Annotated in this window: 21 protein-coding genes and 1 pseudogene; 12 read left to right on the top strand and 10 right to left on the bottom strand. The window is 63.6% G+C overall.

What is annotated here, in order from left to right; translation table 11 throughout:
• Positions 1–4: 4 nt before the first annotated feature.
• The 8 genes from NG900_RS20205 (at position 5) to NG900_RS20170 (ending at position 10,784) form a co-directional block, all read left to right on the top strand.
• The gene (locus NG900_RS20205; protein WP_252683146.1) at positions 5–3,049 is read left to right on the top strand and encodes a xanthine dehydrogenase family protein molybdopterin-binding subunit; all 3,045 of its coding nucleotides are present in this window, start codon (positions 5–7) and stop codon (positions 3,047–3,049) included.
• Positions 3,046–3,867 (top strand): FAD binding domain-containing protein, encoded by an 822-nt coding sequence (locus NG900_RS20200; RefSeq protein WP_252683145.1) that lies wholly within the window; start codon positions 3,046–3,048, stop codon positions 3,865–3,867. Before NG900_RS20205 ends, NG900_RS20200 begins: the two co-directional genes overlap by 4 nt.
• Positions 3,868–3,872: 5 nt before the next feature.
• Positions 3,873–4,400: a (2Fe-2S)-binding protein gene (locus NG900_RS20195; protein ID WP_289813892.1), complete on the top strand. Its 528-nt coding sequence runs from the start codon at positions 3,873–3,875 to the stop codon at positions 4,398–4,400.
• The gene (locus NG900_RS20190) at positions 4,393–5,967 is read left to right on the top strand and encodes an AMP-binding protein (RefSeq protein ID WP_252683143.1); all 1,575 of its coding nucleotides are present in this window, start codon (positions 4,393–4,395) and stop codon (positions 5,965–5,967) included. The genes NG900_RS20195 and NG900_RS20190 overlap by 8 nt, the downstream gene beginning before the upstream one ends.
• Positions 5,968–5,973: 6 nt before the next feature.
• Complete coding sequence (locus tag NG900_RS20185) at positions 5,974–6,780, top strand: enoyl-CoA hydratase/isomerase family protein (protein ID WP_252683142.1); 807 nt, start codon at positions 5,974–5,976, stop codon at positions 6,778–6,780.
• A gap of 32 nt (positions 6,781–6,812) precedes the next feature.
• Positions 6,813–8,537, top strand: coding sequence for a GMC family oxidoreductase (locus NG900_RS20180; protein ID WP_252683141.1), 1,725 nt, complete (start codon positions 6,813–6,815; stop codon positions 8,535–8,537).
• 92 nt (positions 8,538–8,629) lie between these two features.
• Entirely contained in the window at positions 8,630–10,006 is a 1,377-nt protein-coding gene (locus tag NG900_RS20175; RefSeq protein WP_252683140.1) for an MFS transporter, read from the top strand.
• 73 nt (positions 10,007–10,079) lie between these two features.
• Positions 10,080–10,784 (top strand): sterol desaturase family protein, encoded by a 705-nt coding sequence (locus NG900_RS20170; protein ID WP_252683139.1) that lies wholly within the window; start codon positions 10,080–10,082, stop codon positions 10,782–10,784.
• Between the two features lie 15 nt (positions 10,785–10,799).
• Here the strand turns inward: NG900_RS20170 and NG900_RS20165 are convergent, their stop codons facing one another.
• Complete coding sequence (locus NG900_RS20165) at positions 10,800–11,717, bottom strand: LysR family transcriptional regulator (RefSeq protein WP_252683138.1); 918 nt, start codon at positions 11,715–11,717, stop codon at positions 10,800–10,802.
• 137 nt (positions 11,718–11,854) lie between these two features.
• Between NG900_RS20165 and NG900_RS20160 the strand changes: the two are divergent.
• Positions 11,855–12,040 (top strand): annotated as a pseudogene (locus NG900_RS20160) (tyrosine-type recombinase/integrase); the annotation flags it as partial.
• 253 nt (positions 12,041–12,293) lie between these two features.
• Positions 12,294–12,554 (top strand): hypothetical protein, encoded by a 261-nt coding sequence (locus NG900_RS20155; protein ID WP_252683137.1) that lies wholly within the window; start codon positions 12,294–12,296, stop codon positions 12,552–12,554.
• A gap of 14 nt (positions 12,555–12,568) precedes the next feature.
• Here the strand turns inward: NG900_RS20155 and NG900_RS20150 are convergent, their stop codons facing one another.
• The 4 genes from NG900_RS20150 to NG900_RS20135 form a co-directional block, all read right to left on the bottom strand.
• The gene (locus NG900_RS20150; RefSeq protein ID WP_252683136.1) at positions 12,569–13,429 is read right to left on the bottom strand and encodes a transglutaminase-like domain-containing protein; all 861 of its coding nucleotides are present in this window, start codon (positions 13,427–13,429) and stop codon (positions 12,569–12,571) included.
• A gap of 96 nt (positions 13,430–13,525) precedes the next feature.
• The gene (locus NG900_RS20145; protein ID WP_252683135.1) at positions 13,526–13,864 is read right to left on the bottom strand and encodes a hypothetical protein; all 339 of its coding nucleotides are present in this window, start codon (positions 13,862–13,864) and stop codon (positions 13,526–13,528) included.
• Positions 13,865–13,973: 109 nt separating this feature from the next.
• Complete coding sequence (locus tag NG900_RS20140) at positions 13,974–14,291, bottom strand: hypothetical protein (protein ID WP_252683134.1); 318 nt, start codon at positions 14,289–14,291, stop codon at positions 13,974–13,976.
• Positions 14,292–14,407: 116 nt separating this feature from the next.
• A complete protein-coding gene (locus tag NG900_RS20135; RefSeq protein WP_252683133.1) occupies positions 14,408–14,545 on the bottom strand; it encodes a hypothetical protein in 138 nt (45 codons plus the stop codon).
• A gap of 569 nt (positions 14,546–15,114) precedes the next feature.
• Here NG900_RS20135 and NG900_RS20130 point away from each other — a divergent pair.
• Together NG900_RS20130 and NG900_RS20125 are read left to right on the top strand one after the other, a co-directional pair.
• Positions 15,115–16,155, top strand: coding sequence for a LacI family DNA-binding transcriptional regulator (locus tag NG900_RS20130; protein WP_252683132.1), 1,041 nt, complete (start codon positions 15,115–15,117; stop codon positions 16,153–16,155).
• 418 nt (positions 16,156–16,573) lie between these two features.
• On the top strand, positions 16,574–17,812 hold the full coding sequence (locus NG900_RS20125) for a GumC domain-containing protein (RefSeq protein WP_252683131.1): 1,239 nt from the start codon (positions 16,574–16,576) through the stop codon (positions 17,810–17,812).
• Between the two features lie 57 nt (positions 17,813–17,869).
• On the opposite strand, the gene NG900_RS20120 is transcribed toward NG900_RS20125, so the two are convergent.
• From NG900_RS20120 to NG900_RS20100, 5 genes are all read right to left on the bottom strand, one after another.
• A complete protein-coding gene (locus NG900_RS20120) occupies positions 17,870–18,796 on the bottom strand; it encodes an NAD-dependent epimerase/dehydratase family protein (protein ID WP_252683130.1) in 927 nt (308 codons plus the stop codon).
• Positions 18,797–19,108: 312 nt separating this feature from the next.
• On the bottom strand, positions 19,109–20,317 hold the full coding sequence (locus NG900_RS20115) for a sugar ABC transporter permease (RefSeq protein ID WP_252683129.1): 1,209 nt from the start codon (positions 20,315–20,317) through the stop codon (positions 19,109–19,111).
• A 6-nt stretch (positions 20,318–20,323) separates the two neighbouring features.
• Complete coding sequence (locus NG900_RS20110) at positions 20,324–21,871, bottom strand: xylose ABC transporter ATP-binding protein (RefSeq protein WP_252683128.1); 1,548 nt, start codon at positions 21,869–21,871, stop codon at positions 20,324–20,326.
• A gap of 44 nt (positions 21,872–21,915) precedes the next feature.
• Positions 21,916–22,926, bottom strand: a complete 1,011-nt coding sequence (gene xylF, locus NG900_RS20105) for a D-xylose ABC transporter substrate-binding protein (protein WP_252683127.1) — start codon at positions 22,924–22,926, stop codon at positions 21,916–21,918.
• Between the two features lie 31 nt (positions 22,927–22,957).
• On the bottom strand, positions 22,958–24,301 hold the full coding sequence (locus NG900_RS20100; RefSeq protein ID WP_252683126.1) for a carbohydrate porin: 1,344 nt from the start codon (positions 24,299–24,301) through the stop codon (positions 22,958–22,960).
• Between the last annotated feature and the right edge of the window lie 279 nt (positions 24,302–24,580).

Genomic DNA, 24,580 nt, shown 5'->3' with positions numbered 1-24,580 from the left:
CGTCATGAATCAGCGCGAAACCGTATTCGCCGACATGGATGCGCGCGTCGCCGACAACCAGGCGCGCGAAGCGAGCGCACCGCAGCGTCACATCGGACGCCCGATGCAGCGCCTCGAAGACCCGGCGATCCTGACAGGCCGTGGCCGCTATGGCGACGACATCGCTGTCAAGCCGGGCACGCTGCACGCCGCGATTCTGCGTTCGCCGCATGCGCATGCGGAGATCCTGTCGATCGATACGCAAGCTGCTTCGAAACTCCCGGGCGTGCGCGCCGTGCTTACGCGCGACGATTTGCGTCCGTGGTCGCGACCGTTCGTCGTCGGCGTGAAATCACCGATGGAACAGTGGGCGCTCGCGATGGACCGTGTGCGCTACGTCGGCGAGCCGGTCGCGGTCGTGATGGCCGAATCGCGTGCGCTCGCGGAAGACGCGCTCGATCTGATCAAGGTCGACTACGCGGTGCTCGATCCGGTGAGGTCGATTGAACAAGCCGCGAAGGACGACGCGCCGGTGCTGCACGAACGCGTCGGCAGCAACGTCATCAGCGACCGGCATTTCCGCTACGGCGAGCCTGAAGCGGCCTTCGAGTGCGCGCCGCATCGCGTGAAGCTGGTTGCGCATTATCCGCGCAACACCTGCGCGCCTATTGAGTGCGGTGTGGTCATCGCCGAGTATCTGTCAGGCGATGAAGGCTACGACGTTACGTCGAACTTCATGGGGCCGTTCTCGCTGCATGCCGTCATGGCAATGGCGTTGAACGTGCCTGCCAATCGCCTGCGTCACAAGGCGCCGCGCGATTCCGGCGGTAGCTTCGGCGTGAAGCAGGCGGTGTTTCCGTATGTAGTGCTGATGTGCCTCGCGTCGCGCAAGGCGGGCGCGCCGGTGAAGTGGGTCGAGGATCGGCTCGAACACCTGAGCGCGGCCACATCGGCGACGGCGCGTGTTTCAACGATAGAAGCGGCCGTCGAAGCCGATGGCCGGATCGTTGCGCTGTCCTACGATCAAATGGAAGACGTGGGCGGCTACGTGCGCGCGCCCGAGCCCGCGACGTTCTACCGGATGCACGGCTGCCTGACGGGCGCTTACGCGATCCCGAATCTGCTCGTGCGCAATCGCGTCGTGCTGACGAACAAGACGCCGACGGGGCTCGTGCGCGGCTTCGGCGGGCCGCAGGTGTACTTCGCGCTAGAGCGGCTGATCCAGCGCATCGCGATCGAACTGAAGCTCGATGTGCTCGATGTGTATCGCCGCAACTTTGTTCCCGCCGATGCATTTCCGTATCGCGCGGCGGCAGGCGCGCTGCTCGATTCGGGCAATTATCAGGAAGCGCTGCGCAGCTCACTCGACGAAGGCGGATACAGGGAACTCGTTGCGCGCCGCGATGCCGCGCGCAACGAGGGGCGGCTGTATGGCATCGGCTTCGCGGCGATCGTCGAGCCGTCGGTGTCGAACATGGGCTACATCACGACCGTGATGCCCGCCGACGCACGCAAAAAAGCCGGGCCCAAGAACGGCGCGATCGCGAGCGCAACCGTCAGCGTCGATCTGCTCGGTGGTGTGATCGTCACGATCGCATCGACACCCGCGGGCCAAGGCCACATGACGGTGTGCGCGCAAGTCGTCGCCGATGTGCTGGGGCTCGATCCGAAGGACATCGTCGTCAACGTCGAATTCGATACGCACAAGGACGCGTGGTCCGTCGCGGCGGGCAATTATTCGAGCCGCTTCGCGGGCGCGGTGGCGGGCACGGTGCATCTGGCCGCGACCCGCGTGCGCGACAAGCTCGCGCGCGTGCTCGCGAAGCAGTTCAACTGTGCGCCAGGCGACGTGCGCTTCGAAGGCGCGCGCGTCTTTCCGCACGATGCCGAAGACCGCGCGCTGCCGTTCGCGCGTGCCGCAAGCAATGCGCCGCACTGGGCGCCCGCGCTCTTGCCCGAAGGCGAAGAGCCAGGCCTGCGCGAAACCGTCTTCTGGTCGCCACCGCACATGGATGCGCCCGACGAACAGGACCGCATCAATACATCGGCGGCGTATGGCTTCGCGTTCGACATGTGCGGCGTCGAAGTGGATCGCGCGACGGGGAGCGTACGCATCGACCGATATGTGACCGTGCACGACGCCGGCACGATCCTCAATCCCGCACTCGCCGATGGCCAGATTCGAGGCGCGTTCGCGCAAGGCGTCGGCGCGGCGCTGATGGAAGAGTTCCGCTACGGCGCGGACGGCAGCTTCCAGTCCGGCACGCTGGCCGACTATCTGATGCCGACGACCTGCGAAGTGCCCGATCCGCTGATCGTGCATCTGGAGACACCTTCGCCTTTCACGCCGCTTGGCGCGAAGGGTCTGGGCGAAGGCAACAACATGAGCACGCCGCCGTGCATCGCAAATGCGGTGGCGGACGCGATGATCGGCGTCGAAGACATTCGTCTGCCGCTCACGCCGCCCAGCGTGATGGCGATGATCGGCATGGACGATCCCGAACCGTCGCGCCCGGAATATCGCGAAGCGCCCACCACGAAGCCCGCGACGCCAGGCGGCGGTCGCGCACTGACGGCGCAGGGCGCGGTCGACCTGCCCGCCACACCGGAAGCCGTGTTCGCCGTGCTGCTCGATCCGAAGGCACTCGCGAACGTCATTCCCGGCTGTCACGCACTCGAAGAGACGGCGCCAAACCAGTATCGCGCGGACGTGACCGTCGGTGTCGGCATGATCAAGGCGCGTTTCGAGGCGCGTATCGGCTTGTCGGAGATCGATGCGCCGCGCCGCCTTCGGCTCGCTGGCGCGGGAATCTCGCCGCTGGGCAGCGCGCGCGGCAGCGGTCTCGTCGAACTGACGCCGCAAGGCACCGGTACGCGGCTTACATACGACTACGAAGCGCAGGTGTCAGGGAAGGTGGCGGCGGTCGGCGGCCGCATGCTCGAAGGCGCGGCGAAGGTCGTGCTGAAGCAGTTGTTCGAATCGCTTGGGCGGCAGGCGGCGGGCAAGCCCGTGCAAGCGCACGGATCGTGGATCGCAAGACTCCTCGCACGTTTCAGGAGACACGCATGAAGCCCGCACCCTTCGATTACGTGCGCGCGATGACCGCGCAAGACGCGCTCGACGCGCTCGCGCAATACGGCGAAGACGCCCGCGTGCTGGCGGGCGGCCAGTCGCTGATGGCCGTGCTCAATATGCGGCTCGCGCAGCCAAAGGTACTCGTCGATATCTCGCGCACGGCTGAACTCGATGCCGTGCGCGTGGACAAGCAGGCGCGGCATCTCGTCGTGAATGCCGCGGCGACGCAAGGCAGCGTCGAATGGCGCAGCACGCTCACCGACGAAGCGCCGCTGCTCGCGCTGGCCTTCCCGCATATCTCGCACTTTCAGATTCGCAATCGCGGAACCGTGTGCGGATCGATCGCGCATGCGGACCCGAGCGCGGAGTTGCCGCTCGTGCTTGCGGCGCTCGGCGGCGACGTGATGCTGCGCTCGCGAAAAAAGCGCCGAACGCTCGCGGCGCAGGACTTCTTTCAGGGAATGCTGATGACCGCGCGCGAGCCCGATGAACTCGTCGAAGCGGTGCGCTTTCCGCTGCGCAAGCCGGGCGAGCGCTACGCGTTCGCGGAATTTTCTGCGCGACACGGCGATTTCGCGATCGTCGCATGCGCGGCTGTGGTCACGGCCGAGTCGATCCGTATTGCAGTCGGCGGCGTCGCGGACCGGCCGGTGACGGAGCAATGGCCGCGTCTGCGGGGCGACGACCTACGCGGCGCACTGAACGATTTGAGCTGGAAACTGAACGCGCAGGACGATGCACACATCAGCGCGAAATATCGCCGGAATCTGGTCCGGCAACTCGGATGGCGCGTGATCGAGGAGGCAAAGTGAGCAAGATGTCGAGCACCATCATGCGGCAAGGCGAAGTGCGGCGCATCGCGCTGACGCTGAACGGCCGCGAACGAAGCGGCGATTGCGAGCCGCGCGAACTGCTGTCGGACTTCATCCGGCACGAACTCGGCGCGACGGGCACGCACGTCGGCTGCGAACATGGCGTGTGCGGCGCATGTACCGTGCATGTCGATGGCGTCGCGGCGCGCTCGTGCCTGATGCTCGCGGTGCAGGCCGATGGGCGGCGTATCGATACCGTCGAAGGCCTTGCGCCCGATCAGACGCTTGGCGACCTGCAGCAGGCGTTCCAGCGGCATCACGCGCTGCAATGCGGCTTCTGCACGGCGGGGATTTTGATGTCGTGCGCGGATTATCTGCGGCGCGTGCCGGATCCGTCCGAAGAGCAAGTGCGCGAGATGCTCTCGGGGCATATCTGCCGCTGTACAGGCTACACGCCCATCGTGGCCGCGGTGCTCGACGTGGCGGCGCGCCGCCGGGCCGAGGCAAGCACGAAGGAGGTCGAACATGCTTGATCTCGGACGCACGTTCCTGCAAAGCGTCGAGCGCAGTCCGAACGCGCTCGCGCTCGTCGATGGCGATGTGCAACTGACGTACGCGCAGTGGCATCGCATGATCCTGAATGTCGCCGATGGCCTGCGCGAGCTCGGCCTGCAACGCGGCAACCGGCTGCTCGTTGTGCTGCAAAACCGCTGGGAAATGGCGACGCTGCATTGGGCCGGACAGTTTGCGGGCATCGTGATCGTGCCGCTCAACTGGCGCGCGAAGCCGGAAGAAGTCGACTACTGCGTGACCGATGCGGGGGCGACGGCGATCGTCTACGAACCCGTCAGCGCAGATTCCGTCGCGCAGAGCGCCGCCGCGCAAAAAGTGCCGCGCGTCGGACTCGACGATGCGCCCGGTCGCACAACCACCTTCGACGCGCTCATCGTCGAACGAACGCGCAGCAGCGACGTGGCCGACACGACGCACGCCACCGCCGATGACATCTCGCTGATCCTTTACACGTCCGGCACGACGGGAAAAGGTAAGGGCGTGCCGCGCCGGCATCGGCATGAACGCGCGGGTGCGCTAGCGCACGTCGCGCAGAACCTGTACAGACGCGGCGAACGGACGCTCGGCGTGATGCCGCTCTATCACACGATGGGCGTGCGCTCGCTGCTCGCGATGGCGCTCGTCGATGGCCTTTTCGTCTGCGTGCGGCGCTGGAACGCGAAGCACGCGCTCGATTGCATCTCGAAGCACGCGCTCACCTGCCTCTACCTCGTGCCGACGCTCTATCACGATCTGCTCGCCGACAGCGCGTTCGCGAGTACGGACACGTCGTCGGTCAGAAAGCTCGGCTTCGCGGGCGCACCGATGAACGATGGCCTGCTCAAGCGCCTCTCGGCCGCGTTCGAACCGGAGCTCTTCGTCAATCACTACGGCTCGTCCGAGGTCTACACGTTCAGCATCGACCAGGACGCGACAAAGAAACCCGGCAGCGCGGGCCGTGCGGGCATCAATACGCGGCTGCGCGTCGTGAAGCTCGATACGCTCTCGCCCGATGAGATCGCCGAAGTCGGCGAAGAAGGACAGATCGTCGTCGACCTGCTCGGCGACGAAGCCTTCGAAGGCTACTGGAATCGCCCGGACGCGAATGCGAAGTGCCTGCGCGATGGCTGGTACTTCACCGGGGACACGGGCTATCTCGACCGCGACGGCGATCTGTACGTGACGGGCCGCGTCGACGACATGATCGTCAGCGGCGGAGAAAACATCTCGCCGGTGGATATCGAATCGGTGTTGTCGCTGCATCCCGCCGTCGATGAAGTCGCGGTCGCGGGCGTCAAGGACGAGCGCTGGGGTCAGCGCGTGGTTGCATTCATCAAGCGCCGCGAGTACGTCGATTCCGACTCGCTCGATGCATGGTGCCGCCAGTCCGACCTCGTCAACTTCAAGCGCCCGCGCGATTACGTCTTCGTCGACGACATCCCGAAGTCGCCGGTCGGCAAGATCCTGCGCCGCAAGCTGCAAGCGGGCGAGTACACGCCCGATTCGAAAGCGCAGGTCGCGCAACCTACAGAAACCACCAAGGAGTAACCCACAATGAGCGATCTCAACCATCGCGGCCAGACGCTGCTGCAAGACCTCGACGGCTTCTCGGTCGAAATCGACGCGCAGCGCGAGCGTGCCGACATCATCCTGCATCGGCCGCCGTTCAACGTCATTTCGATGCACGCACGCGAGCAGTTGCGCGCCGTGTTCGAAGCCCTCGACGAGGACGACCGCGTGCGCGTGGTCGTCGTGCGCGCGAAGGGCGAGCATTTTTCGAGCGGCGGTGACATCAAGGGCTTTCTGGAAGCCTCGCCGGAGCACGTATCGAAGCTCGCGTGGAACATCGCGGCGCCCGCACGGTGCTCGAAGCCGGTGATCGCGGCAAATCGCGGCTTCTGCTTCGGCGTGGGCTTCGAGTTGTCGCTGGCATGCGATTTCCGCATCGTCACCGATACGACCTTCTATGCGCTGCCGGAGCAGAAGCTCGGCCAGATTCCCGGCTCAGGCGGCTCGGCGCGTCTGCAGTCGATGGTCGGCATCGGCCGCACGAAGGACATTGTGATGCGCTCGCGCCGCATTCCGGGCAAGCAGGCGTACGAGTGGGGCATCGCGGTCGATTACGTCGCGGACGCGGAACTCGAATCGGCAACCGATGCGCTCGTCGACGAACTGCGCGCGTTCTCGCCGCTCGCACAGCGCACCGCGAAGAAGCTGCTGAACGATACGGAAGACTCGCCGCTCTCGATTGCGATCGAACTCGAAGGGCATTGCTATAGCCGGCTGCGCGCGTCTGACGATTTCCGCGAGGGCGTGGAAGCGTTCCACGGAAAGCGCAAGCCGGTGTTTCGCGGTTCCTGATACGCCGCGCGGCGAACATAAGGGGGAGACAGGTGACGGATCGCTTCGACTATGTGATCGTGGGCGGCGGCTCGGCGGGATGCGTGCTCGCGAATCGGCTGTCGGCGACGCCGACTGTGCGCGTCGCGCTGATCGAGGCCGGCGCCGACACGCCGCCTGGTGCAGTGCCTGCGGCCATCCTCGACAGCTATCCGATCCCGGTCTTCTGCGGCGACACGTACATCTGGCCCGATCTCAAGGCGAAGGCCACCCGGGGCGCCGCACCGCGCGTCTACGAACAGGGCCGCGTGATGGGCGGCGGGTCGAGCATCAACGTGCAGTCAGGCAATCGTGGCCTGCCGCGCGATTACGACGAATGGGCCGCCAGCGGCGCCGATGGCTGGTCATGGCGCGACGTGCTGCCGTACTTCCGAAAGCTCGAACGCGACGTCGACTTTCCCGGCGGCGAACTGCACGGCAGCGATGGTCCCGTCCCAATCCGCCGCATCATGCCGAAAGACTGGCCCGCCTTCTGTCATGCGTTCGCCAAGGGTTTGCGCGCCAATGGCTTTCCTGAATTGCAGGATCAGAACGGCGAATTCGGCGACGGCTTTTTTCCGGGCGCGTTCTCCAACATCGACGATAAGCGGGTATCGACGGCCATCGCCTACCTCGATGCAGCCACGCGCCAACGCCCGAATCTCAGTATCCATTCGAATCTGCGCGTCGAACGCATCGTGATGGAAGGCACGACGGCGAGCGGTGTCGTCGCGATTGCGGCGAACGGCGAGCGCGTGCGTTTCGATGCGAGCGAAGTCGTGCTGAGCGCGGGCGCACTGCAGTCCCCGGCGATGCTGATGCGCGCCGGCATCGGCGATGCGGGCCAACTCGGGGCGATGGGTATCGCATGTACGGTGGATTTGCCGGGCGTCGGGCGCAATCTGCAGGATCATCCGTCGCTCACGTTCTGTCATTTTCTCGAGCCGCGCTTTCGCATGCCGCTCGCGCGACGCCGCGCCAGCATGATGGCCGCCCGCATGAGTTCGGGCGTCACGGGCTGCGACGAGTCGGACCTGTATCTGTCGAGCGCGACGCGCGCCGCGTGGCATGCGCTCGGCAACCGGCTCGGCCTCTTCTTCCTGTGGTGCAACCGGCCTTACTCGCGTGGCCGCGTGCAGTTGACCTCGCCCGATGCGGCCGCCGCACCGCGCGTCGATCTGAATCTGCTCGATGACGAACGCGATCTGCAACGGCTCGCCGCGGGCGTGCGCGTGCTGGCGGGCATTGTCGATGCATCGGGTCTGGGACGCGATGCGCGCGACTTTTTTCCGGCGGCTTTCTCGCCGCGCGTGAAGGCGCTGAGCAAGGTCGGCGAAGGCAATGCGCTTTTGACTTCGATCCTCGGCGCGCTGCTCGACACACCGGCGCCGCTACGGCGTCTGCTGATCGAACGCTTCTTTACGCGCGGTCTGAAGATGGCTTCGCTGCTCCACGACGACCGCGCGCTCGCCGATTTCATTCGCGCGAACGTGTTCGGTGTGTGGCATGCGAGCGGCACTTGCCGCATGGGTGGCGCGCAGGACCGCGACGCCGTCACCGACACCGAAGGCCGCGTGCGAGGCACGCGCGGGCTGCGCGTCGTGGATGCATCGCTGATGCCGCGACTGCCATCGGCGAATACGAACATACCCACCATCATGATCGCCGAGAAAATCGCCGATGCGATGGTTGCCCAGCGACGGGCGAGCGTGGCACCGCTGTTCGCCGCCGCGCACTGACGATTTTTCAACCTCGACAAGAGCGCGCATGAAAAGCGTGCCTGCGACACAGGGCGATCGAGAGATGCCCGGTGACACACAAGGAGATGCAAATGTCCGTAGCAACGCAAGACGCGACCGCCGTGCTTCCGGTTAATCAGCGCCAGATTATGGGCGCCGTGATGGCTTCGTGCCTCGGCTGGGCCCTCGACCTGTTCGACCTGTTCGTATTGTTGTATGTGGCGCCGGTTGTCGGGCGTCTGTTCTTTCCGTCCGAACACGCGATGCTCTCGCTAGCGGCGGTGTACGCGTCCTTCGCGGTGACGCTGCTGATGCGCCCGCTCGGTTCCGCGCTGTTCGGCTCTTATGCCGACCGTCATGGCCGCAAGGGTGCGATGATCGTCGCGGTCGTCGGCGTCGGGCTTTCGACGGCGGCGTTCGGCGTGCTGCCGACCGTCGCGCAGGTGGGTCTCGTCGCGCCGATTCTCTTCTTGCTGCTGCGTCTCGTGCAGGGCGTGTTCGTCGGCGGCGTGGTGGCATCGACGCATACGATCGGTACCGAATCTGTCGCGCCGAAGTATCGCGGCGCGGTGTCCGGGCTGATCGGGGGCGGCGGCGCAGGCCTTGGCGCGTTGCTCGCGTCGCTCACGTATCTCGCGATGTCGTCGCTCTTTCCCGGCGAGCTCTTCGACGCATGGGGCTGGCGCTGCATGTTCTTCACCGGAATCTTGAGTTCGGTGCTCGGTCTGTTCGTGTTCAACGGCCTTGAAGAATCGCCGCTGTGGAAGAAGCTCGCCGCGGAAAAAGCCGCCAAAGCCGCCGCACAGATCAAAACCGCGCCGGTCGAAGTCGTGCGCTCGCCCATTCGCACGCTCTTTTCGCGCGACTATCGGGGCGTGCTGTTCGTGAACCTGCTGCTCACCGTGGGCGGCGGCAGCGGCTACTACCTCACGTCAGGCTATCTGCCGACGTTCCTCAAGGTCGTGAGCCATGCGCCGAACGGCGCGGCCGCAGCGATCCTGATGATCTGCAGCATCGCGGTGGTGGCCGCATCGGTTGCGGCCGGGCATTTGAGCACGTTCATTGGGCGCAAAAGCACTTTCGTGTGGATCGGCATCATCCGGTTGATCGCACTGCCCGGGCTGTTCCTGCTGCTGCCCACCGCGCAGAGCATCACGATGATCGGCGTGTACGCGGTGCTGCTTTCCGCGCTCGGCAGCGCGGGCTACGCGCCGATCCTGATTTTCCTGAACGAGCGATTCCCGACTGCGATCCGCGCGACCGGCACCGGCCTTTCATGGAACATCGGCTTTGCCATCGGCGGGATGATGCCGACCTTCGTTTCACTGGTCGCCAAGGACGCCAGCCAGCTGCCGTCGACGCTCGCCATCTTCGTCGGCGCAATCAGCGTGATCTTCCTCGTGGGCGCGTTTGTCGTGCCCGAGACGCTCGGCAAGCTCGAGAACAGCGCGGCGCGCAATCCGTCCTGAAGCGTGCAGTCACGACCGGGCGCGCGAAGAACGCGCCCGCATCTTCCGGTAGAAAAAACAGGAGACGCTCATCATGAAATACGACGAGGACGTTCGCACGCGATCCTACAAGTTCCGCGACGAATATGTCGAGGCGACGCCGTGGTGGTATCGCGGAGAGATGCATCTGGGCTTCACGCTCGTGTTCACGACGGCAGTGATCCTGTATTGCGCCGCGCAGATCCACGCGCCGACGTTCGCGGAATGGCTCGCGGTCGTGCCGCTCTTCCTGTTCGGCAACTGGGCGGAATGGGCCGCGCACCGGTACGTGCTGCATCGGCCGACCAAATACTTCAGCATGGTCTACAAGCGTCACTGCGCCGTGCATCATCGCTTTTTCACGCATGTGACGCTCGAGTACAAGGGACAGAGGCACTGGCGTGCGCTACTGTTTCCGCCGTTTGCGCCTGTCGCTTTCGTGCTCGCCGCCACGCCGCTCGCCTTGTTGATCGGCTTCGTGTTTTCGCGCAATGCAGGCTATATCGCGCTTTTGACCATGGCCGCGTACTACCTGATGTACGAAGGGTTGCACACGCTCTCGCATGTCACGGACAGTCCGTTTCTCGACCGTGTGCCGTTCATCAACACCGTGCGTCGCCTGCACGTGACGCATCACGATCCCGAGCAGATGGCGACGCAGAATTTCAATCTCACGTTTCCGATCTGCGATACGCTCTTTGGCACGCGCAGCGATGCGTCGCGCACGTCGCACGAGCGGACGACCCCGCGCCGCGGTTGATCCACGCTCGCATCGTTACGGCGAGAGCGCCGGCGCGCCCGCCGTCACGCGCCGGATTTCCTCGGTGATGATCGCGATCAATGCCTGCGCGGCAGGCCCGATCGGCCGCTTCGGATGCGTCACCTGAATGATGTGTCGCACAATCGGCGGCGACGCGATCGTGCGTGCGCGCAAGCGCCCTTCGTCCACTTTCGCCTGCACCACGACGCGCGGCAGGATTGTGGCGACACTGCTCTGCTCAACGAACTGCACGATGGTGCTGAGCAGATCGATCTCGAACTTCGGTTGGATGACGACGTCGGCCGCCATCAGCGCGGCATCGAGCGCGCCGCGCAGGCCGTTGCGGCGCGTGGGCAACACGAATTCGATGCCCGACTGCTGCGTGAGATTGATCGCATCGGGCAGTTCTGGGCCGTGCACCACGCTCGTCACCAGCACCATTTCTTCGACGAGCAAAGGCTCTACGTGAAGCGTCAGCCGTCCGCGCGGTTTGTTGATGATGGCGGCATCGAGCCGGCCAGATTCGACAGCGTCGATCAGTTGCGCGCTGAAGCCATCGGCAACGGAGACTTCGACTTGCGGGAAAAGCGCATCGAATCGGGCGAGCGATTCGGGCAATACGCTCTGCGCCTCCGACGACACCATCCCCAGCGACACGCGGCCCGTCACGATGACATCGCGACGACTCAGGTGCTCCCGTGCGTGATCGATGTCGCGCATGATCGGCGTGTAAAGGCGGTACATCAACCGTGCGGCTTCGGTCGGCGCCATGCCGTGCGGCCCTCGCTCGAAGAGCTTCTGCCGAATCTCCGTTTCGAGCTTGGCGATTTGCATGCTGAGCGCCGGTTGCGCGATGTTGAGCCGTCTGGCGGCGCGCGTGACGGTGCCTTCTTCGAAAAGCGCGATGAAGTACTGGATCTGCTTCAGTTCCATACGACGGGGATATACGGGACAGGGCCGACGAAGATAGTACCGTGCGCCGTCTTTCATGAGGTGGGTGTCGTATCGCTAACCCACGGTATCGAGTCGCTGATTGCAGCGGAGCGGGCCGTCCGGAGCGATCTCGGCCCACCCGTCAGTACGCCCGGCTCGTGCATCGCTGGATCGCGTCCATTGGCCTGAACGACACGGCATGCGGCATCCACACTATGCGGCGGACCAAGGCATCGCTCATGTATCGAAGAACCACAAACCTGCGCGCAGCGCAATTGCTGCTAGGCCACGCGAAGCTGGAGAGCACGGTTCGCTACCTCGGCGGAGCAGGCCGAAGGGTGACAAACTTCTGGCCGGCGAGCGGGCACTTGCCGGCCAGAAACGGCTGCTCGAGCATGCTTGCGTCCGAAAAGGTGCTGCGCAATTGGACTAGGTGCTGTGGATTGTCCGGCATACGAAGGCATCAGTCTCGACGTACCAGAGCTCTCATGGTTTGCATCGCAAAAGTCATTGCGGCAAAAAATTCTGGCTCCTACTCTTCCAGATGCGATCGCGACCAGCAACGGGAGTAGCGCAATGACTCGTACGACCGAATACCGGGGTTACGAAATTCACATGGAGCTTGTAGGCACATCCGAGGACATGTTCGATTTGTGGTTTTGTATCGAAGGCCCAATACAGCCCCCCGGCGTCGCGGCAATCGGCAAACGCATCAAAGTCCATGGCGGCCCCTTCTCTCGACGTTGGGCGCACTTGATTGGCGAACTGGCTGGGCGGGCTGCGATCGACGTGATCCTTGGTGTTGAGGAGGAGCCGCCGGCAACGGACGAGTGGTGAGCTACGATCACTTCTCACCACGTGCTGATCCCCTGCGCGGTGTCGATTGGCATGCTCGATCCCGATGCACTGCCTGCAATGGCCTGAATTTCCACCCGTGGTCGCGACGATTTGACATTGCCGAAGACCATGGCAATGGGGACATCCGCCGCGTCCCGCCCCGTACCGATGCGCAGAAGCCCCATGGGTACCGACGCATTCGATGGATCGACCAGATACCATCGCTGCCCCAGGAACACTTCCACAAACGCGTGAAAATCCGGCGGACCCAACAGCGGATCCGCACCGTAGTCGAGGCTGCTTGAGAAGCGGGCCGGAATACTCAGTGCGCGGCACAAGGCGATCATGAGGTGCGCATAGTCACGACACACCCCCGTTCGCTCAACCAGCGTGCTGACAGCAGACGTGCGCTCGTTCGTCGATTGCGGGGCAAATCGTACATAGCCGCAGACCCAGTCCCGGATCGCGATGGCAAGCGGGTAGCCACGTTGAGAGCCGCCGAACTCCCGCAGCGCAAATTCCATGAGGCGATCCGACTCGCAGTAGCGACTGGGGGCCAGATAGCTGATGACATCCAGAGGAAGATCGGCGATGGGGACTTCGAACAGCTGTTCAGGCGGTGTCAGCAGATGGTCGATGTCGACGGTTGCGGCGTAGTTGACGGAGAAGTGCCCCTTGGGTGCCCGCACACGTAGGCGTCGATTGAGCAGCGTGGCTTCCGTGTGGGGCTCAACGGGTAACGCCGGGGTCAACTGCAGTGACTCGGCGACGACCACCTGTCGCGCCGTCTGCGCGGCGTGGAAATTGAAGATGAAATCGGCGGTCGGGTCGTGCACCTCATAAGCCAAGCCGACCGCATAGCGCATGCGGACCATACGACCTCCTGCTGTCTGCCTCCAGCACCGGTCAGTCGTCGGCCAAGGCAAGTCAAGGGCGACGCAGCGCCGGCACTGGCCGCAGGTCTCATGCAGCTACTGGGAAATCATGGATTGGCCGGGCACAAATCCATCGATGATGTCTTCGGCCATCTTCGCAGCCGCGCGTTTGGCTGTTCCGACGTTCTCCCATTGAATCGCCTGCAGCGGGAAGATGCGGGAATGCTCGGCATTTGGCGACTCGCCTGCCAGGCAGATCAACACGGAGGCGCTGTAAGACCGGTCAGGGCGCCGCTTATGCCACTCACGGGGCGCGTCAAACAGGTAGATCAGGGGATAAACATCGAACCCCTTGTAGCGGCAAGTTGGATAGGCATCCACAGCGATCTCCGTTGAAAGGGGTAGCCCACTGTACGCTCTTTCCATCCACGCCATCGAACTATCCATTGCCTGATAGCAAGCCATCAGGCTTTGCACGACGCGGATGTACCCGCGCCATCACAAAGCTATCGCTCTTGGCCCGAAACTCGTCGGCCGATTGCGCCTAGTGCGCGCCATTTTTCATGTTCTCGGTTTCCATGGCGGCGATCCATTCCTCGTGCGCCTCAATTGGCTCCATGGCTTCATCCACGAGCGTCGTTGCGCGCTCCGCGGCGGCTGATGCCTCCTGAGTGTCGTCGCTGCGGCCGTCGTCCTCGGTGCTTGGCGGCAGAAGCATGTCTTTCAGCATCGCCCGCAACTCCGGGGTATTCCATGGTTTGCCCAGCCGGCGAAGCCTGTTCAAGTAATGACGGACTTCCGCCTCTTGCTCGGGCGTTAGCGGAAGCCCCCGGAATGTCTGATGTGCGTCGCGGTGGATCATGATGCGCCTCCCAAATTGGTCTGCGCTTTCGACTCTCAATACGGATGCTTGGATTCGCAATAGAGAACGTCACGCTTTACGCGTCAGTCCTGCATGGCAGTCTGCGGCCAACCCGATTACGTCTTTTTCTTGGTGGCACCGTCGTTCCCGACCCGCGATTGAACCGTGCTGAACGGAGTCGCGGGCACCGCGGGCTTCTTCGGCTGCTTAGGCTTCTTCGCTTCGCGGTTGCCGCGCAATTGACTCTTGGCCATGGTGATACTCCTGTTGCATTGCTTGCCAGGTGGCAATCCCCAGCATACGCGCTTCACCCTTGGCAAGGGGGAATATCTTCCGCAGGGTGCGATGCGGTGGGCAATGCCTGTCGAAGGCGCCTCATGCCGGGAACGCCTAGGGTCCGACGGCTCTTGCAACGGCGGTTATTGAACTCGACGATACCGCGTATGGCACCCATACAATGCGTCGGACAAGGCTTCGCCAAGCTCAGCAAGCAGCTTGTGAGAATGGCGTTGGATCTGCGTTGGCTTCGCAGATGACCACGGCAAGCTGGTTATTGGCGAGTCTGGTCGACGAATGAATCGCCCCGGCTTTCGAGGAGGCCAGTTGGTTTAAGTTGGGACCGCCACACCGGCCTCGTGCTGCTGCGCGTCAGCCTCGCGCAGGGCCTCGTGCGGCTGCCGATCCCCTGTTTTGGACTGAGCGCCCGCTAGCTTTTTTGCACCGTGCGACATGGGGGTTGGCGGTAAAATCGGACATATTGGTGGGCGCGTTGTTGCGCCCGTTCCGTGTTCCAGAACCACCCTCGCCAGACCATCGTCAGACCATGAAGCGCAACGCCGGAGCTGTCACCGTTGATGATGTGGCCGCGCATGCTGGCGTGTCGATCAAGACCGTCTCGCGCGTGCTGAACCACGAGCCCAACATCAGCGAGAAGACGCGCGCCAAGGTGGTCGAGGCGATGCAGACGCTCGACTACCGGCCCAATCCCGCTGCTCGGCGCCTGGCCAGCAAGCGCGCCGACATCATCGCGCTGGTCTACGACAACCCGTCCGACAACTACATCGTCAACATCCAGCACGGCGCGCTGGAGGCCTGCCAGGCGCTCGATTACAGCCTGCTGCTCACGCCCTGCAACTACCGCGATCCGGACCTCGCCGAGCAGATCATCCAGAGCGCGCGTCAGCGGGCGCTGGCTGGCATCATCCTGACGCCGCCGGTGTCGGATGTGACATCGTTGATTGCAGCGCTGGATGAAGCGGGCATTGACTACGTGCGCCTCGCTCCGGCCGATCGCGAGCACAAGGGTTTGTCCGTCAATACCGAAGACCGCGCCGCCGCGCGGGACATGACGCTGCACCTGATCGGTCTGGGCCACCGCCGCATTGGCTTTGTGGTGTGCGACCCACACCATGGCGCGGCGTACCAGCGTGTGTTCGGTTATCGGGATGCGATGGCGCAGGCTGGCATTGAAGTCGACGAGCGCCTGGTGGAGCAGGGCGAGCACTCGTTCGAATCAGGTGTCGCATGTGCGGAGCGTTTGCTCTCTTGCGAGCCACGCCCCACCGCCATCTTTGCCGGCAACGACGACATGGCCGCCGGTGTGCTGCGCGTGGCGCAGGCGCGCGGCATCAAGGTGCCGGAAGAACTTTCGATCTGCGGCTATGACGACACGCCGCTCTCACGCCAGCTCTGGCCGGCGCTTACCACCGTGCGTCAGCCGATCCAGGCGATGGCGCATGCGGCGGTGGAACAACTGGTTGCGATTCATCGCCCGCATCTGCCGGGTTTGAAGCCGCACTCGGTGCACGAGAACTTGCAGTACGAGCTCGTGATTCGGGAATCAACCTGCCCGCCGCCCGTTTAAAAGGCGGCCACCGCGCGGGGCGGGCAAGCGTACAGGCCACGCCCGCTTGTACGCTGGAGACTTGTCCCCCTGCAGTGGGGTGGTGACACGCCACCCTGTTACGTTATGTTGCGATCTGGGTTATTAGCACAACGGATCGGTACCCTCCCATATTGAATTCCGGTGGCCGGCTGGGCAATCTCAGAATGATGGCGGAAATGTCAACGTCTGTTTCTGCTGGTCCTTCAATTCCATAGGTGCGACGCGTCACCAAGCTGTAACGTCTCCACGGCCTCATGGTGGGGGTTGCGTGCGCCCTCGACCAAGAGAACCGGGATATCAGCGGTATCCGGGTAAATCTGGCGGAATTGAAAACAAAGGCACAAATGCGGTTAGGCGGCTTGCCGCCGATGATGAATTTTTTTGGACGGAAAACGTGATGAAGAACGGTAGTGCGGCGATGGATGAGGAACGCGGCCACGCTGATATTGATTGGCAAGCGCTGATGGCGCGCTGCTGGGAGTTGCGGCGGCAGATTATTTTATTTTCTGTTGGTTTTGCCGTGCTGATCTTCGTATTCGCTTTCTGGATGGGGCGGCAATATTCCAGTGAAGGGTTTATGCGCGCTCCGCGCAAGTTTGCAGAATACAACGCTGAAAGAGCGGCATTCTGGGATCGCGAAACGCTGCGCCACTACCTCGATGAGAACAAGAAGCTCGACGACGTGAACGGCCAGTATTTGCTGGCCAAATTGAGCGAACCTTTCGTACAGCAGCATCTGCAGGCGGTCCTGCCGTTGTCGAAAGACGATCTGCGCTTCATGACCGACGCAAAAGGGGTGCTCGACGCTGTCGGCATCCTGGGTTTCTCGATTACGTTCAAGGATCAGTCGGCACAAAACGCGCAAGCCCGTGTCCAGCTGCTGGGCGACTACATCAAGGACACCATGCTGAGTGAAGATCTGCAGGACACGATCTACACCAAGGCGGGTGAAGCCAAGGAAAAGAAGCAGCAGATCGACAACCTGATTATCCAGAAGAAGTTGGCCTTGACCCAGGCCTCCAGCCGGCTCGAAGCCGCCCGGGCGATCGCGGGCAAGTACCCTGAAGCATCAAAGATGGAAGCCCGCCAACTGCTGTCGACTGCCAGCGACAGCAATGCGTCGCGCTACCTGTCGCCCATGGCGCAGCTGGTCGGGATTGAAAGCGAAATTGCCGATCTGAAATCGCAACTTGTCTTGCTCGAGCGTGATGCGGAGCAGAATGCGCTGCGCAGTGCATTTTTTGAGCGCATGGACGAGAGTAGCCGCCGGACCAAAACCGGTCATGCATTGCTGGCTGAATTTGTGAAGGCGGGTCAGGCTGTTTTCGCGGGCAAAGACCTTCAGGACGACAAGATCCGGGAGGTCTATAACCAGATCACGTTGATTGCCGAGAAAATGCGCACCAAGCACATCACGGAAGCTCGGTTTGTCTCGGGCCCCACGTTGCCGGACCGCCGTTCGGGCCCGGGTTCGCTGGCGCTGGTGCTGCTGTCATTGATCGGTGGTGTGATGCTTGGAAGCGCGATCGTGCTGCTGGGTGACCAGCTTAGCGCCGCTAAGGGTGGGCGTGGGATTGTCGCGCACGACGAAGAGGCTGGCCCGGACGAGAGTGTGCGGCCGATTCGCGCAGCCTGATCTTCCTGCATTGACCGAAAGGGCCCGGCTACCATGCCGGGCCTTTTTCTTTGGGCATTAAGGTGCGACGTTGATCCGTTCGTACAAATCATCCTGCGGGTTATAGCCGATCAGTTCGCGCCCGGTCTCCAGACCCCAGTCCATTCCATGGTTGTTCGACACGCCATTCACGACGATGGCCGGTGCGGGCCAGCGTGCTGGGTCGGCCGTGACGGCGCAGAGGAACAGCTGGCGCAGATCGTCATTCGACAGCCACATGTTGCGGAACCAGCGCAGTGCGATGCGGCTGGCTTCGTCGGCCACCTCGCCGGGCACGGGCGTGTCGGCGGTGCCGGAGTGGTTGATGTTGTTCGGGTCGTTCTCGTCGGGCAGTGCCCAGCCGATGCGCAGTGACACGATCGACAACGGGCCGCCGTTGGCTGCGGACACCGCGCCGACCGCTTTGCAAAGCCGCTCGCCCATTGCCTTGGATGTGCCGTAGGCCAGCGAGTAGACCTCTTCGATGCCGTTGTGCCAGCGCGTGCCCGGCGCCGGGGCCAGTTCGGCGGTGAGTTGGCCCGGGCCGATGGTGCCGGCCAGCGGTTGGTCTTTGTAGGCGCCCATCGCATGGTTGGATGACGCAAACACGAAGCGCCTCACCCCGTGCGTGGCAGCAGCCTGCAGCACGTTGAGCGTCATGCCGTAGGAGGCGAGTGCCTGTTCCCATGTGGCATCTGGCGTGGAGTGGATCGCGGCCAGGTGGATGACGGCGTCGACGTTGCTCAGCAGGTCGGTCCAAGCGCCATCCGCTTGGGTGAGGTCGGCCTTGACCCATTGGAAGCGTTGGGCGGCTTGCGGAGAAAACGTGACGTTCTGGTCGACCCAGTCGACGCCGATGATGGAGCTGCACCACGCGGTGGTGGCGAGCGCTTCGACGACCTTGCGGCCCAGGTTGCCGGCTACGCCGGTGACGAGAACGCGAGCGGGGGTTGGGTAGTCAGCCACGGTGTTGGATTGTGTGTGTGAGATGTGAGGTCGGGGTTTGGCGTTGGTGGTCCATCCCCGGTATCGTCCCCTGCCGGGGCCGACTCACTTTTCTTTGTCTTGCCAAAGAAAAGTAAGCAAAAGAAAGGCGCGCCCGAGATGGCGACTTCCCCTTGAATTTCTGTCGCAGGGAGGGAAGGGAGGCAAACTCGCTTCGCTCAGACAGGCCTCCCTTCTTTTTCCTCCCTGCAACAGAAATTCAAGGCGCCATCTAGGGCAGGAACGTCAACGGCCAAACCGTCTGAGTGCTTGCGTTGGCGCTGCGGTGGGTGCTTAACCTCGGTTGGAGCCCGATAGCACGTCGATCCACACCGCCAGGACCAGCACCACGCCTTTGACGATCATCTGCCACGAGGCGTCGACGTTCATCTGCTGCATGCCGTTGTCGAGGCTAGCCATGACGAGTGCGCCGATCAGCGCGCCGTACACCGTGCCGGACCCGCCGCGCATCGAGGTGCCGCCGATGAAGCAGGCGGAGATGGCATCGAGCTCGCCGCCGACGCCGGCCGAGGGCGAACCCGCTGCCGAGCGGGCCGTGGTGATGATGCCCGCGAAGGCGCACATCACGCCCATCAGCACAAACACCAGCAGCTTGACGCGGCCGACGTTCACGCCAGAGAGGCGCGTGGCTTCCATGTTGCCGCCCACTGCGTAGACGTGACGGCCGAACACGGTTTGCGTGGCCACGTACGAGAACACCGCCAGCAGCACCAGCAGGATCAGCACCGGCAGCGGCACGCCGTTGGCCTGGTTGAGCACGGCGACGAAGCCGAACGCGGCCGCTGCAATGGCCAGCAGCTTCAGGCCATCGGCCCACAGCGGCGTGAGCGCCAGTTGCAGGCGGGCGCGCTCGCTGCGGCGGCGTACGGTCAGCACGACCGACATGGCGACGATGAAGGCCGCCAGCGACCACGCCATCCACGCCGGCACAAAGCTCTGCGCGATGTTGACGAGGTCGTCAGGCACCGGGGCGATGGTCACGCTGTCGGTGCTCCACTGCAGCAGGCCGCGGAAGGCCAGCATGCCGCCCAGCCCGACGATGAACGACGGCACGCGCAGCTTGGTCGTGATGAAGCCGTTGACCACGCCGATGGCCGCACCGGCCACCAGCACCGTGCCCACCGCCAGCCACGTATTCCACCCGAGGTTGACGGTGAGGATGGCGACCAGCCCGCCCAGCAGCCCAAGCAGCGAGCCGACCGACAGGTCGATCTCTCCGGCGATGATGACGAACACCATGCCGCAGGCCAGCATGCCTGTCACCGACATCTGCAGGAACAGGTTGGAAATGCTGTTGGGCTTGAGGAACGTGCCGCCGGTCTGGAAGTAGAAGAAGATCCAGATGAGCGCTACGGCCAGCAGCAGGGCCAGGACCTTGTAGCGCACGAACAGTTGCTGGATGGCGCGGCCGTCCAGACGCGGGCTGCCGTTGCCACCGTTGTGGCTCTCGCGGGCGAGTTGGGATTGCAGGATGTTCGACATGGCAATTCAGGCAGCTTGGGGCTGCGGTTCGGCATTGATCGCTGCGGCCAGGATGCGCTCCTGGGTCAGACCTTGGTTGACGAAGTCGCCACGCAACTGGCCTTCGCCCATGACCAGGACACGATCGCTCATGCCCAGGATTTCCGGCATCTCGGAAGAGACCATGATGATTGCCATGCCGGCCGTGGCCAAGTCGGCAATCATCTTGTAGATGTCGTACTTGGAGCCGACGTCCACACCGCGCGTGGGCTCGTCGAGGATCAGCACCTTCGGCATCGCCAGCACCATCTTCGTGACGACGGCCTTCTGCTGGTTGCCGCCCGAGAGGCTGGCGATCGACAGCGCGGGGCTGGCGGTCTTGATGCGCAAGCGCTTGATTTCGCGGTCGACGGTGGAGAGCTCCGCGCCCTTGTCGACGCGCAGGCCGCGTGCGTACTGGGCCAGCGTGGCGAGCGTGATGTTCTCGCCCACGGCCATCAGCGGCACGATGCCGTGGCGCTTGCGGTCTTCGGGTACCAGGCAGATGCCGTTGGCAATCGCTTCTGCCGGCGAGCCCACCTTGACGGGCTTGCCTTCCATTGTGATCTCCGCGCTGGAGCGGCCGGGATAGGCGCCGAACAAGGCGGACACCATCTCCGTGCGTCCCGCGCCCACCAAGCCGGCAATGCCGAGAATTTCACCGCGGCGCACGGCAAAGCTCACGTTGTCGGCGCGTTTGCGGCTCGGGTTGGTGACATCCCAGCAGGTGACGTTGCGCGCTTCCATCACAACATCGCCCACGGTGTGTTCCACCTTGGGGAAGAGCGAGGTCATCTCGCGACCGACCATCATCGTGATGATGTCGTCGATGCTCATATCCGCAGCGGGGCGCGTGCCGATGTGCTTGCCATCGCGGATGACGGTGACGGTGTCGCACACGCGCTTCACTTCATCGAGCTTGTGCGAGATGTAGACGCACGCCACGCCGCTGCGCTTCAGGTCTTCGATGATGGACAGCAGCACCTCGATCTCCTTGGCGGACAGCGACGATGTCGGTTCGTCCAGGATCAAAAGGCGCGCGTTCTTGGCCAGCGCCTTGGCAATCTCGAAGAGCTGCTGGTGGCCGCTGCCGTAGTTCATCACGGGCGCGGCCACGTTCACGTCGGTCAGGCGCAGGCGGGCCAGGAGCTGCTCGGCCTTGGCGTGCATGGCGTCGTAGTCCATGCGGCCCCCGGGCTTGGTGATCTCGTTGCCGAGGAAGATGTTCTCCGTCACGGAGAGCTGCTGCACCAGCATCAATTCCTGATGGATGATGACGATGCCTGCGCGCTCGCTGTCGCGTACAGAATGCGCGCGCAGCGGCTCACCTTCCCACAGGATCTCGCCCTCGAAGGTGCCGTAGGGGTAGACCCCCGACAGCACCTTCATGAGGGTGGATTTCCCAGCGCCGTTCTCCCCGCATAGCCCGACGCATTCGCCCGGCTGTACTGCCAGGCTCACGCCGTCGAGCGCGCGCACACCGGAGAACGACTTCACGATGTTGCGCATCTCGAACAGGGTGCCGTTGCTGCTCATGGCTGCCTCCTACTGCTGCGATGAATCGACTGCGTTCGACGGTGTTACTTGCCGAAGATTTGCTGGTGCGTATAGAAGCCGTCCTTGACGACCGTGCTTTCCAGGTTGTCCTTGGTCAGCAGCGTCGGGGTCAGCAGCACGGTGTCGACATCCTTCTTGCCGTTGTTGAGCTTCGTGTTGAACTTGGGCGCGGTGCCCTTGACGAAGTCCACGGCCATTTCAGCGGCCGTGCCGGCAATCTGCTTGATCGGCTTGTACACCGTCATGGCCTGCGTGCCTTCGGCCACGCGGCGCACGGCGGCCAGATCGGCATCCTGGCCCGACACCGGCACCTTGCCCGCCAGCTTCTGGCGTGCCAGCGCCTGGATCGCGCCGCCTGCCGTGCCGTCGTTCGAGGCGACGATGCCCTGGATGTTGTTGCTGTTTGCCGTCAGCGCGTTTTCAACGATGTTCTGCGCCTTTGAAGGGTCCCACTCGGGCGTCCATTGCTCGCCGACGATCTTGATGTCGCCCTTGTCGACCAGCGGCTTGAGCACCTTCATCTGGCCTTCGCGCAGCAGGCGCGCGTTGTTGTCGGTGGCGGCGCCGCCCAGCAGGAAGTAGTTGCCCTTGGGCGCGAGCTTGACCACGCCCTGTGCCTGCAGCTCGCCCACCTTCACGTTGTCGAAGGTCACGTAGCCGTCGATGTCGGCGTTCAGGATCAGGCGGTCATACGACACCACCTTGATGCCCTTCTTTTTGGCGCTGGCAATGGCGTTGCCCAGCACCTTGGAGTTGAACGGCACGATCACGAGCACGTCGACGTTCTGCGCGATCAGGTTTTCGATCTGCGCGATTTGTTTGGCCTCGTTGGCGTTGGCCGACTGCACGTTCACGGTCGCGCCCAGCTTCTTGGCCGCTTCGACAAAGTAGTCGCGGTCGTGCGTCCAGCGCTCGACGCGCAGGTCGTCGATCGAGAAGCCGATCACCGGCGCTTCCTTGCTGGCGTGTGCGGAGGTGGCTGCGAAGGTGAGGACCGCCGCAGCGGCCAGGGTGTTCAGTACGCGGGAAATCATGAAAGGTCTCCTGGGGTGCGTAGGGGTGTTCTTAGAAGGTGACGCCGGTCTTCAGGCCGACCACGAACGCATTCTTGTTTTGCGTGGTGCCGCCCGGATGGAGGATGTACTGCAGATTGGGCCGGAAGTACACAGACTTCACCGGCGACCAGCTGTAATACAGCTCGCTCACGTACTCGTAGCCGTCACCGGCAACGGCATTCGAGCCGGTGCGCGCATTGTTCTGGCGCACGAAATCGGCGAAGCGGCCGTTGTTGTGCGTGGCGCCCACCGCAAAGCCGATGGTGTCCTGCAGGCGATCGAACGGGCCCTTGTACTGCACGCCCACCGAGAGCTGGTGGTCGGTCTGCGCGGTATTGCGATCGGCTTGCGAGAAGTTCAGGAACACCGTGGCGCCGCGTCCGTCCGGCGTGCCGGTGATCTGCTGTTGCAGGTTCAGGTAAGCGCCGTACTGGCCGCTGCGCTGGCGGGCATCCAGCCCGGTGATGCCGCGCGGGTTGCCGTTGACGTCTTCGTACAAATCCTTGCCGTTGGACGTGTTGTACCAGATGCCGACGCGGTATGTGCCGGGGCGGCCTTCGATGGTGGGCATCCAGCCGAATTCCAGCGGGATCAGCGCGCCGGTGGTGCCGCCCGGGTTGTTCAGCTTCCAGCCGTTGCGGCGCGCCCAGCCGTCATCTACATAGTTCGGGTTGACCTGGTAGACGCCGATCTGCGCGTAGGTTTCGGCCGAGGTGTGCACCTTGGCGCGGGCGCCCCACTGGCTGGTCGGCCAGTTCACCCAGTAGCCACCCACCAGGTTGCCCGGCTGCGAGCCGCAAAACGTCAGGTTCTGGAAGTCGCACGAGAACGAGAAGAAGTCTTCGCCCACCGTCACGCGGCCGGCCTTGATCTCCAGGCGGTCATTGAGCAGCTTCTGGTTCAGCCAGAACTGCGTCAGGTGCCAGGTCTGGCCGCGGCCATAGACTTCCTGGATCAGCATGTTGTTGCCGATGTTTGCGTCGGAGCCGAGGTTGCGGCCGTTGCGGTCGGTGATGGTGGCCTGGAACGTGCCGCCCTTCCAGCCCCAGAGTTTCTGCAGGTCCAGCGCCGTGCCGATCACCCATTGATCGGTGTAGCGCGTGAGGTGCTCGGTGCCGCCGCTGAAGTTGTGCGCGACTTCGCTGCCGTAGCCGAGGTTGAAGGTCACGCCTTGTTCAGCCAGGCGGGCGCGCAGGCCGCCCCAGTCGCCCAGCAGGTAGGGGCTGGTGGTGACGTCATATGCGTGGGCGCTGGCAGCACCGAGTGCCAGCACAGCGGCAGCGATGGCCGATGCGCCAAGGCGCTTGCTGCGGAATTGACGACGTGCGGCCGGACGAGCGGCTTCAAGCTCCATGGACTGTCTCCTGATATTGGACCGTCTGTCATGCGTGACAGCGGTGTCGGCGTTCTCTTCTGAATAGTGTGGCGGGCCGACGGACGCAAGAATGGCCACAATTGACAGCGCTGTCAATCTCGGGGTTTGCCCTAGTCCGAAGCGCCTCTGCAATGCGTTGCCAGGAAAACGGAATGGATGCTGCGATGCGGAAATCGCAGGCGGACAGGCAAGCCCTGCGATGGGCGCGGCGCTATGTGCATGGCATCGACCTTGCTCATGCTGCGCGGCGCTTTCTTT

It is taken from the genome of Ralstonia soli (assembly GCF_023955655.1).
GTDB classification, from domain to species: domain Bacteria; phylum Pseudomonadota; class Gammaproteobacteria; order Burkholderiales; family Burkholderiaceae; genus Ralstonia; species Ralstonia soli.
The sequence above is the reverse complement of the archived record's forward strand: the minus strand, read 5'-3'. Positions and strand labels throughout refer to the sequence as shown.